This window comes from Castellaniella sp. (assembly GCF_049671645.1).
Lineage (GTDB): Bacteria > Pseudomonadota > Gammaproteobacteria > Burkholderiales > Burkholderiaceae_B > Castellaniella.
Map to the genome: position 1 here is coordinate 1 of NZ_JBATVG010000019.1, position 14,415 is coordinate 14,415.

The 14,415-nt window shown below is 64.0% G+C and carries 13 protein-coding genes; 2 read left to right on the plus strand and 11 right to left on the minus strand.

The genetic code is table 11. The features are described from left to right. From WBG56_RS08540 to WBG56_RS08570, 7 genes are all read right to left on the minus strand, one after another. A partial coding sequence (locus tag WBG56_RS08540; protein ID WP_424267253.1) for a class I SAM-dependent methyltransferase occupies positions 1-562 on the minus strand: 562 nt, incomplete at its 3' end. After that, positions 559-1,125, minus strand: a complete 567-nt coding sequence (locus WBG56_RS08545) for a dTDP-4-dehydrorhamnose 3,5-epimerase family protein (RefSeq protein ID WP_424267255.1) — start codon at positions 1,123-1,125, stop codon at positions 559-561. The genes WBG56_RS08545 and WBG56_RS08540, both read right to left, overlap by 4 nt. Next, positions 1,122-2,225, minus strand: coding sequence for a CDP-glucose 4,6-dehydratase (gene rfbG, locus WBG56_RS08550; RefSeq protein ID WP_424267257.1), 1,104 nt, complete (start codon positions 2,223-2,225; stop codon positions 1,122-1,124). The genes WBG56_RS08545 and rfbG overlap by 4 nt, the downstream gene beginning before the upstream one ends. Beyond that, positions 2,207-2,980 carry a glucose-1-phosphate cytidylyltransferase gene (gene rfbF / locus WBG56_RS08555; RefSeq protein WP_424267259.1) on the minus strand — a complete coding sequence of 258 codons (774 nt, stop codon included), beginning with the start codon at positions 2,978-2,980 and terminating at the stop codon, positions 2,207-2,209. The genes rfbG and rfbF overlap by 19 nt, the downstream gene beginning before the upstream one ends. Further along, positions 2,977-4,785: an ABC transporter ATP-binding protein gene (locus tag WBG56_RS08560; RefSeq protein ID WP_424267261.1), complete on the minus strand. Its 1,809-nt coding sequence runs from the start codon at positions 4,783-4,785 to the stop codon at positions 2,977-2,979. The genes rfbF and WBG56_RS08560 overlap by 4 nt, the downstream gene beginning before the upstream one ends. After that, positions 4,782-5,114: a MarR family EPS-associated transcriptional regulator gene (locus tag WBG56_RS08565; protein WP_424267263.1), complete on the minus strand. Its 333-nt coding sequence runs from the start codon at positions 5,112-5,114 to the stop codon at positions 4,782-4,784. The genes WBG56_RS08560 and WBG56_RS08565 overlap by 4 nt, the downstream gene beginning before the upstream one ends. Before the next feature lie 195 nt (positions 5,115-5,309). Then, the gene (locus WBG56_RS08570; protein WP_424267265.1) at positions 5,310-7,538 is read right to left on the minus strand and encodes an autotransporter domain-containing protein; all 2,229 of its coding nucleotides are present in this window, start codon (positions 7,536-7,538) and stop codon (positions 5,310-5,312) included. Positions 7,539-7,792: 254 nt separating this feature from the next. On the opposite strand from WBG56_RS08570, the gene WBG56_RS08575 reads away from it, so the two are divergent. Next, complete coding sequence (locus WBG56_RS08575) at positions 7,793-9,091, plus strand: O-antigen ligase family protein (RefSeq protein WP_424267267.1); 1,299 nt, start codon at positions 7,793-7,795, stop codon at positions 9,089-9,091. A 168-nt stretch (positions 9,092-9,259) separates the two neighbouring features. On the opposite strand, the gene nusG is transcribed toward WBG56_RS08575, so the two are convergent. Further along, entirely contained in the window at positions 9,260-9,766 is a 507-nt protein-coding gene (gene nusG / locus WBG56_RS08580; protein ID WP_424267269.1) for a transcription termination/antitermination protein NusG, read from the minus strand. A 183-nt stretch (positions 9,767-9,949) separates the two neighbouring features. Next, positions 9,950-11,434 (minus strand): nucleobase:cation symporter-2 family protein, encoded by a 1,485-nt coding sequence (locus WBG56_RS08585; RefSeq protein WP_424267271.1) that lies wholly within the window; start codon positions 11,432-11,434, stop codon positions 9,950-9,952. A gap of 276 nt (positions 11,435-11,710) precedes the next feature. On the opposite strand from WBG56_RS08585, the gene hutC reads away from it, so the two are divergent. After that, a complete protein-coding gene (gene hutC / locus WBG56_RS08590) occupies positions 11,711-12,439 on the plus strand; it encodes a histidine utilization repressor (protein ID WP_424267273.1) in 729 nt (242 codons plus the stop codon). 18 nt (positions 12,440-12,457) lie between these two features. Here hutC and hutG read toward each other — a convergent pair whose 3' ends face one another. Beyond that, entirely contained in the window at positions 12,458-13,408 is a 951-nt protein-coding gene (gene hutG, locus WBG56_RS08595; RefSeq protein WP_424267275.1) for a formimidoylglutamase, read from the minus strand. Positions 13,409-13,497: 89 nt separating this feature from the next. After that, on the minus strand, positions 13,498-14,409 hold the full coding sequence (locus tag WBG56_RS08600) for a LysR family transcriptional regulator (RefSeq protein WP_424267277.1): 912 nt from the start codon (positions 14,407-14,409) through the stop codon (positions 13,498-13,500). Positions 14,410-14,415 lie beyond the last annotated feature (6 nt).

Genomic DNA, 14,415 nt, shown 5'->3' on the forward strand with positions numbered 1-14,415 from the left:
AGGCCGCCGCCAGGCCGCGCGTGAAGTCATTGATGTCGGGCACGTGCGCATAGACGTTGTTGCCCGCGATCAGATCGGCCTGCCGGCCCTCGCCGGCCAACCGGCGGCCCAGCGCCTCGCCAAAGAACTCGCGCAGCACCGGCACGCCGATTGCTTCGGCCGCAGTCGCCGTGCTGGCCGTGGGCTCGATGCCCAGGCACGGGATGCCATCAGCGATGAAATTCTTCAGCAAATAGCCATCGTTAGAGGCAGCCTCAATCACGAAACTCTCGCTGCCTAGACCCAGGCGCTGCGTCATCGCCTGCGCGTAGCGTTGCGCATGGGCTAGCCACCCGCTGGAGGTGCTGGAAAAGTACGCATAGTCCGGGCTGAATAATTCATCGGCCTGGGCGTAGTCTTCGGTCTGCACCAGCCAGCACTGGTCGCAGACACGGATCTTCAGCGGGAAGTAGGTTTCGGGCCGATTGAGATCGCCGGCCTTCAGGTAAGCGTTCGACGGCGGCGCAAAACCCAGGTCCAGAAACGTATGGCGCAACGCGGCGCCGCAGTGACGGCAATTCATGAATTCAAATCCAGTCCAACAAAATCCGGGGCCAGTCCGGGATGGCGCAGATCGCGCTCGGATTGCAACGCAATGGGTAAAGGCCAATCGACTGCCAACAGCGGGTCGGTGGCCAGCAGGCCATCCTCGGCCTGAGCCGCATAAGGCGCGGTGTGCAGGTACAGCAGCTCGCAATCATCGGTCAGCGCCTGAAAGCCGTGCGCGAAGCCCTCCGGGAGCAGCAGGGCACGGCCATTATCGGCGGAGAGCTCCGCGGCGCGCCATTGCAAAAAGGTAGGCGATCCAGCCCGCAGATCCAAGCCCACATCCCACACCGTGCCGCGCAGGCAGGTGACCAGTTTCATCTCGGCATGCGGCGGACGCTGGAAATGCATGCCTCGCACCGTGCCCCGAGTCCGAGTCCAGGTGTGGTTGATCTGGGCGATGGGCTTGTGCCAGCCGACGGGCGCCAGTTCCTCGGCGCAGAACAGCCGCGACAGGAATCCTCGCTCATCGCCCAGGCGCTGGCGCTGGACAATACGCAAGCCCTCGATACCGGTTTCGGTGACTTTGAAGCGGCTCATGATTCCACTCCCACCGACTCGAAAGCCTGGATGTCGGCTTCGCACAGCGCGCGAGCGTCCGCACCGTCATGCTGATGACGATACCAATCCATCGTCCGTGTGACGGATTCCCGCAAAGCCCAGCGCGGCTGCACGCCCAACGTAGTGCGCGCCCGGGCAATCTCCAACGCCAACCAGCCGGCCTCGTGAGGCCCCTCGGTGCCGTCGCCCCATTGGATATCGCCACAGCCATAGGCCTGGCGCGCTTGCTCGACCACTTGGCGCACGGTGGCCGCCTCATGCGTCTGGGGGCCGAAGTTATAGGCGCCGGCCAGGGCTGGCTTGGCGCACAGACTTTCAGCCAGGCGCAGATACGCACTAAGCGGCTCCAACACATGCTGCCAAGGACGGATCGACTGAGGGCGGCGGATCGGTAATCTGTCGCCCGCCTGCCAGCAGCGCACAGCATCGGGGATCAGGCGGTCAATAGCCCAGTCTCCCCCTCCAATCACATTGCCCGCGCGCGCCGAGGCCACCGCCACGCCCTGCTCCGCCAGAAAAGCATCGCGGTAGCTGGCAATCACCAGCTCGCTGGCCGCCTTGCTGGCGCTGTAGGGGTCGTGCCCACCCAGCGCATCGTCCTCGCGGTAGGGATAAGGCTGTTCCAGATTGCGATAAACCTTGTCGGTTGTCACCATCACGGCGGCCCGCACGCTGTCCAGGCCGCGCAACGCATCGAGTACGTACGCCGTGCCCATGACATTGGTGGCGTAGGTCGCCAGCGGATCCTCGTAGCCCGCGCGCACCAAGGCTTGCGCTGCTAAGTGGAAAACGATTTCTGGCTCGGCCTGACGAATCTGATCGCTCACAGCCCCTGCGTCGCGGATATCGACGAACCGCGAATCGCATATTTCACCCACCCCCGCCAACGTATACAGGTTGGATTCGCCAGACGGAGGCAAGGCGATGCCTGTCACCCGTGCCCCTAGCCGATGCAGCCACAGGGCCAGCCAACTGCCTTTGAACCCAGTATGCCCGGTCAGCACCACCCGCCGCCCCCGCCAGAAGGCAGGATCAGGGGTATTTGTCGCCATGGTGCGCACTATGCCCAGGTCTTCCATGGCGCCTTGCCAGAATCCCAGAGATCTTCCAGCAGATTCTTTTCCCGCAGAGTATCCATGGGCTGCCAAAAGCCATTGTGCTCAAAAGCCATCAACTGGTCGTCACGCGCCAGAGACGTCAGAGGTTCGCCTTCCCAACTGATCTGATCACCCTGGATGCGATCCAGGCATTTGGGTGACAGCACGAAAAAACCGCCATTGATCAGCCCGCCGTCACCGCGAGGTTTTTCCGTAAAACCTGCCACCCGATCACCTTCAAGCTTGAGCGCACCATAGCGCCCGGGTGGCTGCACCGCCGTGACCGTCGCCAAACGGCCATGCTGATGGTGAAAACGGACCGACGCTCCGATATCCACATCGCTGACCCCATCCCCATAAGTAAAGCAGAAGGCGTCTTCCTCCTTTACGTAGTCACGCACTCGCTTCAAGCGCCCGCCCGTCAGTGTGCTCTCCCCCGTGTCCACCAAGGTTACCCTCCAGGGTTCGGCATGCTGCTGATGCACTTCCATACGGTTGGTGCTCATATCGAAGGTCACGTCCGACATATGTAGGAAGTAGTTAGCGAAATACTCCTTGATCACGTAGCCCTTATAACCACAGCAGATCACGAAGTCGTGAATGCCATGATGCGAGTACATCTTCAGGATGTGCCACAGGATAGGCTTGCCGCCGATCTCCACCATCGGTTTGGGCTTCAGATGCGTTTCTTCGGAAATCCGGGTGCCCAGCCCCCCAGCCAGGATGACTGCTTTCACGTGTTTGGTTCCTGTTGATTGATTGGCGATTGCGTGGGATGGATTGTATTACCGACCATCTCGTCATAAGTCCCTGCACGGATAACACGCCCATGACTCAACTCGACGATCCAGTCGGATCGCTGTAACGTGGACAACCGATGCGCAATCATCAGGATCGTCAGATCCTTTCCCAAGTCATCGATAGCATCCATCACAGCGCGTTCGGTCTCATTATCCAATGCGCTAGTAGCCTCATCCAAGATGATGGTCTCAGCTTGTTTATATAGTGCTCGAGCAATACCGATACGCTGGCGCTGCCCGCCAGATAGCCGCACACCCCGTTCGCCAACGTGGGAGTCATAGCCGTCCGCCAAGGATTCGATATAGTCCGCAATTTGCGCCCGTTGCGCAGCCTGCCGCACTCGATCCCTATCGATCCGATCAGGGGCCAAGCCAAAGGCAATATTCTCCGCAATAGAAGCATCGGCCAGATAGATAGACTGCGGCACATGGGCGATACGGCGCTGCCAGGCACGCTGCGTAGTCGGCCCTAAGGGGGTGTCATCGATCAACAAGTGCCCAGTTGTGGGGTTGAGCAGTCCCATCATGATATCCAATAGGGTGCTCTTGCCACTGCCGGTGGTACCGATAAAGCCGACTCGGCTACCACGCGAGATGGTCAAATTCAGATCATGCAAGACCATAGGGGATTGCGAACTGTAGCGGAATCCCAGATTTTCCAACCGGATGCTGCGGACGAATGGCAATTCACAAACGGCTTGGTCATGGACCTGTGCATCGATTGATTGATTCAATAGGCCCAGCGCATCCTGTAGAGAATGACGACCACTGCGTAGCTGGACGATGGACAAGTACCCCTGCTGCAAGACCGGCAACAACCGCTGAGCGCCCAGGGCCAAAATACCCAATAGAGTGATGGTACCGGTAATGCCACCATCTCGGCTGGCCATGGCATAGGCCAGAATAGCGATGAAAACCATCCCCATGGCTTCGGCCGCAAAGCGGGGGGATCCCCCTATGATGGTACTGCTAGCCTGAGCACGACGAAGTGGAATATCCGCCAATCGATACTGGCGACAATAGGTCTCCTGGGTGCCATCCAGCAAGACATCACGAATTCCACCGAGGCCTTCCTGCAAGACCTTGACCACTTGGTTGGATTCCAGAGAGATTTGCTGGCTACAAACAGCCAAGCGCCTACGAGTTAGCAGAATCACAATACCGTAGATTGAGCCAAACCCCAGGAAGGCTACCAAAGACATCAATGGATTCACTGCCAAAAGTGCAACTAAGATCGCAACAAGAATCACTGCGCTACTGATCAAGGTCAGGAGGGGCATCAAGAAATAATTGATGATCATGATGACCTTGGTTGTCACCCCACTAATCACTTCGCTACTATTGCGGGACACATGCACGGCATACGGCTGATACAGTGTTCTCCGATAGATCTGATAGCTGAAATCCGACCCGATCGCATAAGACAGTTTGGTTTGTACATACAGCAGCAGCAGACGCATGCCGCCAGCCAACAGCGCTGCAACGCTGAAACCCAGCGTGATCGGCAACAACAAGGCCTGCGCAGTATCGATACCCAGCCACCGCAGTGCCGACTGGATCGCGGAATAGGCAAAGACTTTCTCAGGCTGAGTCAGCACGCTCAGGAAGGGCAGCACGGCTCCCAGACTAAGCACCTCGGCAAGAGAAGCCAGGACCATCAGTGCCAATAAAACAGCCAGTTGGCGCTTACGACGTGTCGTCAGATGCGCCCAGAATCCACGGCTTAGTTCCAAAAAAGTCATAGCTCTTTGGTTTCCTGGCGCAGTTGATCGATTTCCTGCTTCAGGATTTCATATTCCCGCATTTTGATTTTCAGGAAATTTTTGGTTAATTCAGCTTTCGCAACCATACCCGCTGGTGTCAGCAGATAGGCGTACCCCAGCTTGCTGTCGCTGTTGCGAAAATTCTGCATCTTGATCAGCCCCTTGTCCAACAAGGCACGCATACAGTAGTTGGTCTTGCCCAGGCTAATTCCCAAGGCCTGCGATAGATCGCGCTGGCTAAGTGCAGGATTGGCTTCCAATAGCCGCAGCACTTTCAAGTGGCTTTCTTCGTAGATGCCGTCAATCATTTTTGCAGAGAAAACAACTATAAGAAGAGACCCTCAGACACGCTACCGCCGTGCTGTAATACGGTCAGCAAGCGCTTTTTAGTCGTTCAAGACATGAACGCGATAATACACCACGCTCAGTGCACCAGGGAAGACCAGGCCACGCCGTCTGTCACCCGGCGCAGCGCGGATTACACTAAGGTGCCTGCGACCCGCTTAGTACCGCCTCGCTGATTTCCCGCCCAGGGTGATGCTCACCCCCAGCCACACCCCATGCTGCATCTGCCCACCGCCATGCTGGCCGGTATAGGCCAGGGTGACGGCGGCCTGACGGCTGATGGGCGCATGCACGCCGAGATCCAGTTGCAGGGTATGACGGGCTATGGGCAGACCCGCGGCATCGAAGGACGCGCCAGGGTCGGCCCGATAGGCCTGCGGGCTGTGCAGGGCGCGGCCGCCCCACAGGCTGCGCACGCCAGCCTGGGCGAACAGCCGGGCCTCACCCTGCGGGGCGGGCCAGCGGCGCTCGGCCAGGATACCCAGGCGGGTCAGCCAACGCTGGTCGGTTTGCGCATCCAGGGCGACGGCGGCCATTCCGCCGTTTTCCCGGGTGGCGGGCCGATGCAGGCGCAGCCATGCGGCGCGGGCCCAAGGGGTGATGCCCCAGTCCCCCACGGGCAGGGGCTGCGCGGGCCGGATGTCCGCCCACAATTGGGTCAGGACGGCGCGAGCGCGGCTGGACAGGGCCGATTCCGCCGGGTCGGCCTGGCGGCTGATCCGCGCGCGGTGATGCGACTGGGCGGCGCCCAGGGCCAGCGTGGCGAACGGACCGCGATACTGGGCGCCCAGACCCAGGTGCGCGGCGCGGTCGCGCAGATGGTAGGCGCTGTGCTCATCCGCCGATCCCGCAGCCTGACTGGACTGCGACCGCTGGCGACTGTCCTGCCAGCCGGCAAAGGCGGCCACGTGCCAATCCCGCCCCACAGGCCGGCTGACTCCCAGTTGCAGGCCGCCGGTGTCGCGGTCATCCCCCGGCAAGCTGTGTTGGCCGCGCCGTTCGGTATTGGCGGCCCAGGTCTGCGCCCAGGCCCGGCCGCCGCCGGTGTGGGCCAGGGCCGAGTCCCGCAGGAAACGGCTGTCGTCCAGCAAGGCGCTGCGCCAGCTGGGGTCGGCGGTGTTCACGCCTCGGGCGTTATAGCGCAGGGTCAAGCCGACGGACTGCGGGCTGTAGTCCAGGACAGGGTCCAGGTAGCGCACGGGGCTGTGCACCCGGGAAAACCGCCCGGCGCCGCTGCTGATCCCCACCGGGGTCACCGCGACGGGATCGGAGGCGGCGATGGTGGTGTAATCCAGGCCGCCATCCGCCTGCACGATGCCGTAGCGGGTGTTGGGCGCCCATTGGCCGGGGATGGGATCCAGCCACAGTTCGCCTGCCAGGCGGATGGAACCCAGGGATTGCAAAGCGGGCTCGCCCAGGCCGACGGGCAGGCGAGTCTGGGCGCTGTCGGCCAGTTGCAGGCGGTTGCCGAACCACAGAGAGCCGGCGGCGCCGGGCGATCCCGGCCGCAGATGGCCGGCGACCAGGGCGTCCAGAACCAGGCCGGTGCCTGACAGGACCGTGTCCGGGCGGGCATGGATGGCGCCGAACCAGAACTGGTTCATGTCGATGCCGCCCTGCCCCACCTGCACGCCACCCTGGCGCAAGTCCAGAGCATGGTCCGGAGCGAAACCGGATCCCAACAGACGCAAGGTGCCGGCGCCATCCTTGATCAGCGGAACGTAAGCGGTGATGCGGCCCTGCCAGGTGGCCGTGCCCTGCTCCACCCGCAGTGTGGCAGCCGGGTCGCCGGACGCCGATAGCGCGACGCCCCAGCCCCCAGGCACCAGGGGCGCGATGGCGGCCAGGGGTTGAGCCTGCAGGTTCTGGTCGAGGGTAATGCCATCGGCCAGATCCAGGCGGGCGCCGCCAGCCATGTCCAGGGTGTTGGCGATGTGCCCCAGGGCCTGGCTGGACCGCAGCCCCAGGCTGCCTTGCAGCAGCAAGGTATTGCCGCGATAGCTGTTGGCGCCGGACAGGGCCAGATGGCCATCGCCCAGTTTCAGCAGCAGGGCCGGAGGCATGGCCGCGGGGGCGTCAGGGCTCAGGCAAGCATCCAGCCCCGGGCCGCTGCCCGAGGGTGCGCAGAGGGCGCCCTGGATATCCAGAGTCTGCCCGCCCTCCACGAGAAAGCCGCTGTTCTGTTCCAGCAGCAGCGGGCGGGTGACGGTCCGGTGGTCGGACGCTTGGACGAGATCCCCCTGCAAAGAAAAAGGCACCGGGGACGCATCCCACAGTGCCTGTGACGGGGCGGACAATGACTGCGCCGGCGGCGGCAGATCCTGCGCGGTGGCGGGCGGCGGCAGGCCCAGGCAGGCGAAGATAATGGCGGTATGCCGAATTGACATGCATGTCTCCTGTAAGAGCTGACAGTCACAAAATGTGACTTCGCTCTTTTGCCAGGGGCTCGCAATTGTTTCAATTAGCAATGTCCTGGGTCACGCGAGGGCAGCCCGGACGCCTCGGCCGTCCAGGTCGCGGGTCTTCAGCATCGGCAAACGAAACGCCCGCCGGCATGCCGGACGGCGTGCGACTGGAATCCAGCACAGGGGCTGGCGGATCGGTAAAATGGCGCGTCACTCTCTGTCACGTTTATTGATCTATGCCCCCCACTCCGGCCTCACGGCTGTCGGTCTGGATGTCCGCCAGCGCCGCGCTGTTTTTCCTGCTGACGCTGTCAGTGCCCAATGGCTATTCCTGGGGCGGCGGCCTGTTGCTGCTGGGCGGGCTGGCGGCGGCGTGGTCCTGTCGCGGATCGTCGCGGTCGCGGGCAGGCAGCCCGGACGACCGCCAGGCGGCACCCGGGTCCTGCCCGCCGTGGACCTTCCAGGACCGGACCTTGTGCGTCCTGCTGTTGGCCGTGTGCGCGATCAACGCGCTGGCGGTGGTCTGGCATGGCGATTCCGGCAAGTACCTGGACCAGGGCGTGCGCTATCTGCTGGCCATCCCGGTCCTGTGGGGGCTGCGACAGGTGCGGCTGCGACTGGATTGGATCTGGGCCGGGCTGGTGCTGGGCTGCCTGGGCACGGCCGCAGTAGCCTGGTGGCAGGTGCACGTGGTGGGCTACAACCGGGCCGAAGGCTTTGTCACCAGCGCGATCCCTTTCGGGGATATCGCGCTGATGATGGCATTCTGGTGCGTGCTGGGGGCGGCATTGTCCGCCATCCGGCATCGCATGGCATGGGCGGGGTTTTTGTTGATTGGAGCCCTGGCAGGCACCTATGCATTTATTGCTGCGGCAACACGCGGCGGGCTGGTGGCCGTTCCGGTGCTGCTCGTGCTGGCCGCCCTGGCGCTGGCGCGTCGCGGACACGGCCGCCGGCTACTGGCGGGCGCGGCGCTGCTGGCGGTGGCCGTGACGCTGGCGGTGACGCTGCTGTCCGCCGGCAAGATCACGGAACGCCGGTTCGACGAGGCTTTTGCCGAATGGCAGGCCTACAGCCAAGGGGGCGACGCGACCAATAACGTCGGGTCGCGCCTGGAAGCCTGGAGAGCCGCCCTGATCAGCATCCCCGACCGGCCGCTGCTGGGCTGGGGACACCCGGAATACAACGCGCACCTGGGCGAGCTGATCCAGGCAGGCCGCGCCAACCGCTTTGTGGCAACACTTTCCAACACCCACAACCAATTCATCGAAATCTGGCTGCACCAGGGCACGCTGGGCCTGGTGGCGTTCCTGGCGCTGCTGATCGCCAGTTTCTGGTATTTCGCCCAGCGCCTGCGCCATGCGGATGCGGCGACCCGCATCCTGGCCTGCTGCGGCGCCAGCCTGCCGGCCGCGTTCGCGGCATTCGGCCTGACACAGGTGATCCTGGGGCGCAATAACGGGGTGATGTTCTTTCTGGTGTCGCTGGCGGTGTGGTGGGCGCTGATGCGGGAAGCGGAAAGCAAGGCGGGCTAGGGCTTGTGCACCGGCAGCGTCGACCGGCGGGCAAACCCATGGCTCACCCTGCAGCCGGGTTGCCACTGCCAAGCGGCGTCACTGCCAGCGCCAGAAGACGACCGGACATGTGACAGATCTGGCACTAGCGGGGGACGCTCAGGCGGATCCAATAGAGCCGCTTCAGAATCACAGCGGCGCGATCTGCCCGAATTCGACCTGGACGGTCTGGGGGCGGCCCAGGATATCCAGCAGCAGGGTGACGCGGTCTTTGGAGACGGCCTGGACCAGGGCCTGGATGCCGGCCAGGGGGGAATCCTGGATCTGCACCGGCATGCCGGGCTGGAAGGGGCTGATCTGGTCCATCTGAGCGGATTCGCGCAGGGTTTCGGCCTGGCGGACCGCCTGCACGGCGGCATCGGCCAAGGTCGCGGGCTGGGGGCCGAACATCACCAGGCGGCTGACCCCGACGGTGGACCGGACAACCGACAGCGACTGCGTAGGCCGCGTGGGCCGCAGGAACAGGTAGCGGGGGAACATGGGTTCGTGGGCGGTCGCGCGCGGCTTCTTGAAGACCTTGAACAGCGGCAGGTAGACCTCGAAATCCTGGCGCAGCAGCTGTTCGCGCGCCATCGATTCCTGGCGCGGTTTGGTGTGGGCGACGTACCAGACGGTGGTGAGGGAAGCTGCGGGCATGGAAGAGCCACCGGGTTCAGGGAATCCAGATATTGTAGGCAAGTCCGCTCACGATTCCAGGCGCGTCCCGCCCGGCGACGAGATCCCGGCTGAAAGGACATCGGCCCGAGCGAATGCCGGGCCGATGCGATCGGGCGTTTCAGGACGGGGCCAGCCCAATGCGGGCGCAGCCCCGCCGCCGGATCAAGCCTCTGCGTGCTTGGCGGCCTCGACAGCGCCTTTGGTGTCGTGCGGGGCGCCATTGAAGAACACGTTCAGCAGCACGGCCGACAGGGATGTCAGCAGGATGCCGGATTCGATCAGGGGATGGATGGCGTGCGGCATCCACTGGCGGAAGTTCGGGGCGACCACGGGGATCATGCCCATGCCGATGGAAATGGCCACGATCATGGCATTGTGGCGGTTCTTGATGAAATCCACGCCGCCCAGGATGCGGATGCCGGTGGCCGTGACCATGCCGAACATGACGATGCCGGCGCCGCCCAGCACGACGGTGGGCAGGGATTCGACCAGCGCCGCCAGCTTCGGCAGCAGGCCCAGGATCAGCAGGATGACGCCGCTGGCCACGCAGACGAAGCGGCTGCGCACGCCGGTGACGGCCACCAGTCCGACGTTCTGCGAAAAGCTGGAATACGGGAAGGTATTGAAAATACCGCCGATCAGGGTGCCCAGACCATCGGTGCGCAGGCCGCGCGCCAGGTCTTTCTGGTCGATCTTCTTGCCGGTCATGTCGGACAGGGCCAGGAACATGCCGGTGGATTCGATCAGGATGACGATCATGACCAGGGTCATGGTCAGGATCATCCAGAAATCGAACTTGGGCATGCCGAAGTGAAAGGGCATGACGACGTCCACCCAAGCGGCCTTGGCGACCTTGTCGAAATTCATGATGCCCATGGCCGTGGCGATGATCGCCCCCACCACGATGCCCAGCAGCACGGCGATATTGCCCAGGAAGCCCTTGCAGAACTTGGCGATCAGCAGGATGGAGGCCAGCACGATGGCGGCCACGCCCACGCCCGTCAGGTCGGCATATTTGGGATTGGGCACGGTAGGCAGGATGGACAGGCCCTGCGGGACCGCGGCCAGCGGCGAGCCGGGCGCGGACGCCGCGACCTGGGCGCTTTTCAGCCAGGCGGCGTAGTTGGGATCGACCACGGACGGCGCAGTGGGGCCGAAGGGATTGCCGAAGATCCAGTTGATGCCCACGCGCATCAAAGTGATGCCGATGATGGCGATGATGGTGCCGGTGACGACCGGCGGGAAGAAGCGCAGCAGGCGGCTGATCCACGGGGCGATGATGATGGTGATGATCCCCGCCGCGATGATGGTGCCGAACAGCAACTGGGCGCCCTCGTGCCCGGGATTGCTGGCGGCGATGTGGATCATGGGGCCCACCGGGGCGAAGCTGACGCCCATGATGACGGGCAGCTTGATGCCGAACCACTGGGTGGCGCCCAGCGACTGGATGATGGTGGCCAGGCCGCAGGCGAACAGGTCGGCGGCGATCAGCAGGGATACCTCGTGGGCATCCAGGTTCAGGGCGCGACCGATGATCAGCGGCACGGCGACCGCGCCGGCATACATGACCAGCACGTGCTGCAGGCCCAGCGCGGTCAATTTGCCCATCGGCAGAATTTCATCGACCGGGGCGACGGAATTGCTCATGGTTGTCTCCAGATTTTGATAGACCCGCCGCATCCGGCATTCCCATGACCTTCGCGCGGATCAGGCGGTTTCAAGCAATGTACTGGACACCCATTCAGGTCGCTATAAGAAAAGCGCCATAAGGCGCTTTAAGATTGACGCATAATTCCGGGATAACCCTGGGGCTTTGTGTTCCAAACGCGGGCCGGCGCCCGCCAGGTCGGGAAAACACCTATTCGTGAACCCACGACACGGTCTCGCATAGAATAGCCCTATCCGACGAACAGGAAACACGACATGCGCCGCCAGGCCCAGACCGAGACCGCCGCGCGGGCAACGCCCGCCTATCAGCGCATCAAGGACTACGTCCTGCAACAGATTCGCGGCGGCACCTGGACGGAAGGCGAACTGATCCCCACCGAACTGGCGCTATGCAAACAATTCAGCGTGTCGCGCATGACGGTGCATCGCGCCCTGCGCGAACTGACGGCCGACCAGGTGCTGTTGCGCTACCAGGGTTCGGGCACCTATGTGGCGCCCGCGAAAATCCCGTCCACCCTGATCGAGATCCGCAGCATCGCCCAGGACATCCGCGACCGGGGGCACCAGCATTCCTGCCACGTCCTGCTGCTGGAAAAAGGCCAGGTATCCACGACGCAGTCGCAGCGCTTTCACCTGCCGGTGGGGGCGCCGCTGTTTCATTCGATCATCGTGCATTACGAAAACGCGGAACCGATCCAACTGGAAGACCGCGTGGTCGACGCCCGGCGCCTGCCCGATTACCTGCAGCAGGACTGGTCGCGGACGACCCCCAACGAATACCTGATGCACGCCGCCCCCGCGCCCACCGGGCGCTACACGATCGAGGTCAAGCTGCCGCCGCGCAACGTGGCGGAGCCGCTGGACATTGCGCTGGAACAGCCCTGCCTGGTGCTGGACCGCACGACGTTTTCGGGCGGTGCGTTCGCCTCGCAGGCAGTGATGTGGTACCCCGGCAACCGCTACAAACTGGCGGGGCAGACCTAAGGATTCAACGGCGGCGCGCTAGGGTTGCAACAGCACCCAGGCCAGCCGGGCCGCCACCCGGGCGGTATGGTTGTCGATGTCGAATGCCGGATTGAATTCGGCCATGTCGGCCAGGCGCAGCTTGCCGGATGCCTTGACCCGCCGGGCGCAGGCCTCGACCACCGACAATGGCACCCCCAACGGCGCGGGGGCGGACACCCCGGGGGCGACGGCGGCCGGCAGCACGTCCAGATCGATGGTCAGGTAAACGTGGTCGGCGCCGGCCAGCAGGCTGTCCAATTCAGCCATGCGCCGGTCCAGGTGGCGTTCCTGCATCCGGCGATCTTCCACATAATGCACGCCCAGCTCCCGGGCATGGTCATACAGGCCGGCGGTATTGCCCAAGGGCGAAATGCCCAGCACGGCGTAGCGCACCGGCAGGCCGCGCCTGCGGCTGTCTTCCAGGATCTGGTCGAACGGTGTGCCGGAGCTGCCGGGACGGCTGCTGCGCAGGTCGAAATGGGCGTCCAGGTTCAGGATCAACAGCGACCCGCCGGGGCCTTGCGGGCCATACAGATGATCGCGCAGCCCCTGGAAATCGCCCCAGGCGATTTCATGCCCGCCGCCGACGACCACCAGGCGCGCCCCGGCATTCAGGATGGCGGCGACCCGCGCGCCCAGCGCCGCCTGGGCGGGTTCCAGGTCGTCGCCCTCGCAGGCGATGTCGCCCGCATCCCACAGCGCCGTCAGGGCGTGGGCCGGCAAGCCGGCCAGCAGGCGGCGCACCTGCGGCGGGCCGCCCGCCGCCCCGGGCCGCCCGTGATTGCGCCGCACCCCGGCATCGCTGGCAAAGCCCAGCAGCACGCCATCGCCGCTCCGCCAGGCATCGTCGTGGCGCACGACCTGGAACAGGCGCCGGGTGTCGCCCTGCTCGGCGGAATCATCGCGGCCCTGCCAGATGGGATGCGGTTCGGTGTGCTGTGGAGTCATGTCTGCCCTGGAAGGTGCGCGAAATGAAGGGGTTGCGGGATGGATACGGCCATCCGGGAAAAGTATAGACTTTTGCACGGCATCAGGCACTAGCCGCCATGCATGCCCTGGCCGGCCAGATACGCGCGCGCCAGGTCCAGGAAGGCCTGCGCGATGGCCCCCAGCGGCAGATCGGCCGCGCTGGCCAGGACGATTTTCTGGGGCGTCGGCGCATCCCGCAAAGGCAGGCACACCAAGGGGCTGCCATCGTAGGCCAGATCGCCCGCCGGACGGGTCACCAGGATCGACACCCCGTGCCCGTTGGCCACCAGGGCGCGGACCATTTCGAAGGAGCCGACTTCCGCCACGACATGCGGCCGCACCCCGGCATGGCTGAACAAGGAAAGAAAATATTCGCGGCTATGGGGCGGGTTGATCAGGATGAAGGGATACCGCGCCAGATCCGCCACCGACACATCGGTGCGCAGGGCCAGAGGGTGCCCCGCCGGCAGCACGGCATAGGGCAGGCTGGCGCCGATGTCGTGCAGCCGGATCCGGTCGCCCGCCAGGCTGGTGTCGTAGACCAGGGCCAATTCCATCGCGCCGTCGGCCACCTGGCTCAGCAAGTCGGCGATATGCCCCTCGTGGGGCCGCAGCCGCACGTCCGGGTAATGCTGCTGGAACGTTCTCATCAGGGCTGGAAACACCAAAGGCCCCAGCGTCTCGAAGCAGCCCACGGTCAGGTCCCCGCGAATGTTCTTTTCGCCCTGCTGCGCCAGGGAGTCGGCCTCGCGCAGCAGACGCAGGGTCTGGCGGAAGCGCTGTTCGCCTTCCGCGGTCAGTTGCAGGCCGCGCGCATGCTGGCGCACGAACAGCGAGACCCCCCAACTGGCTTCCAGCCCGCGGATGGCATGGGAGATCGACGGTTGCGACACGCTCAGGGCGCGCGCGGCCTGCAGCGTGCCGCCGTGCCTGGCGACCGCGACGAAGTATTCCAGCTGCCGGATGGAGAATTGAATCATTAAATC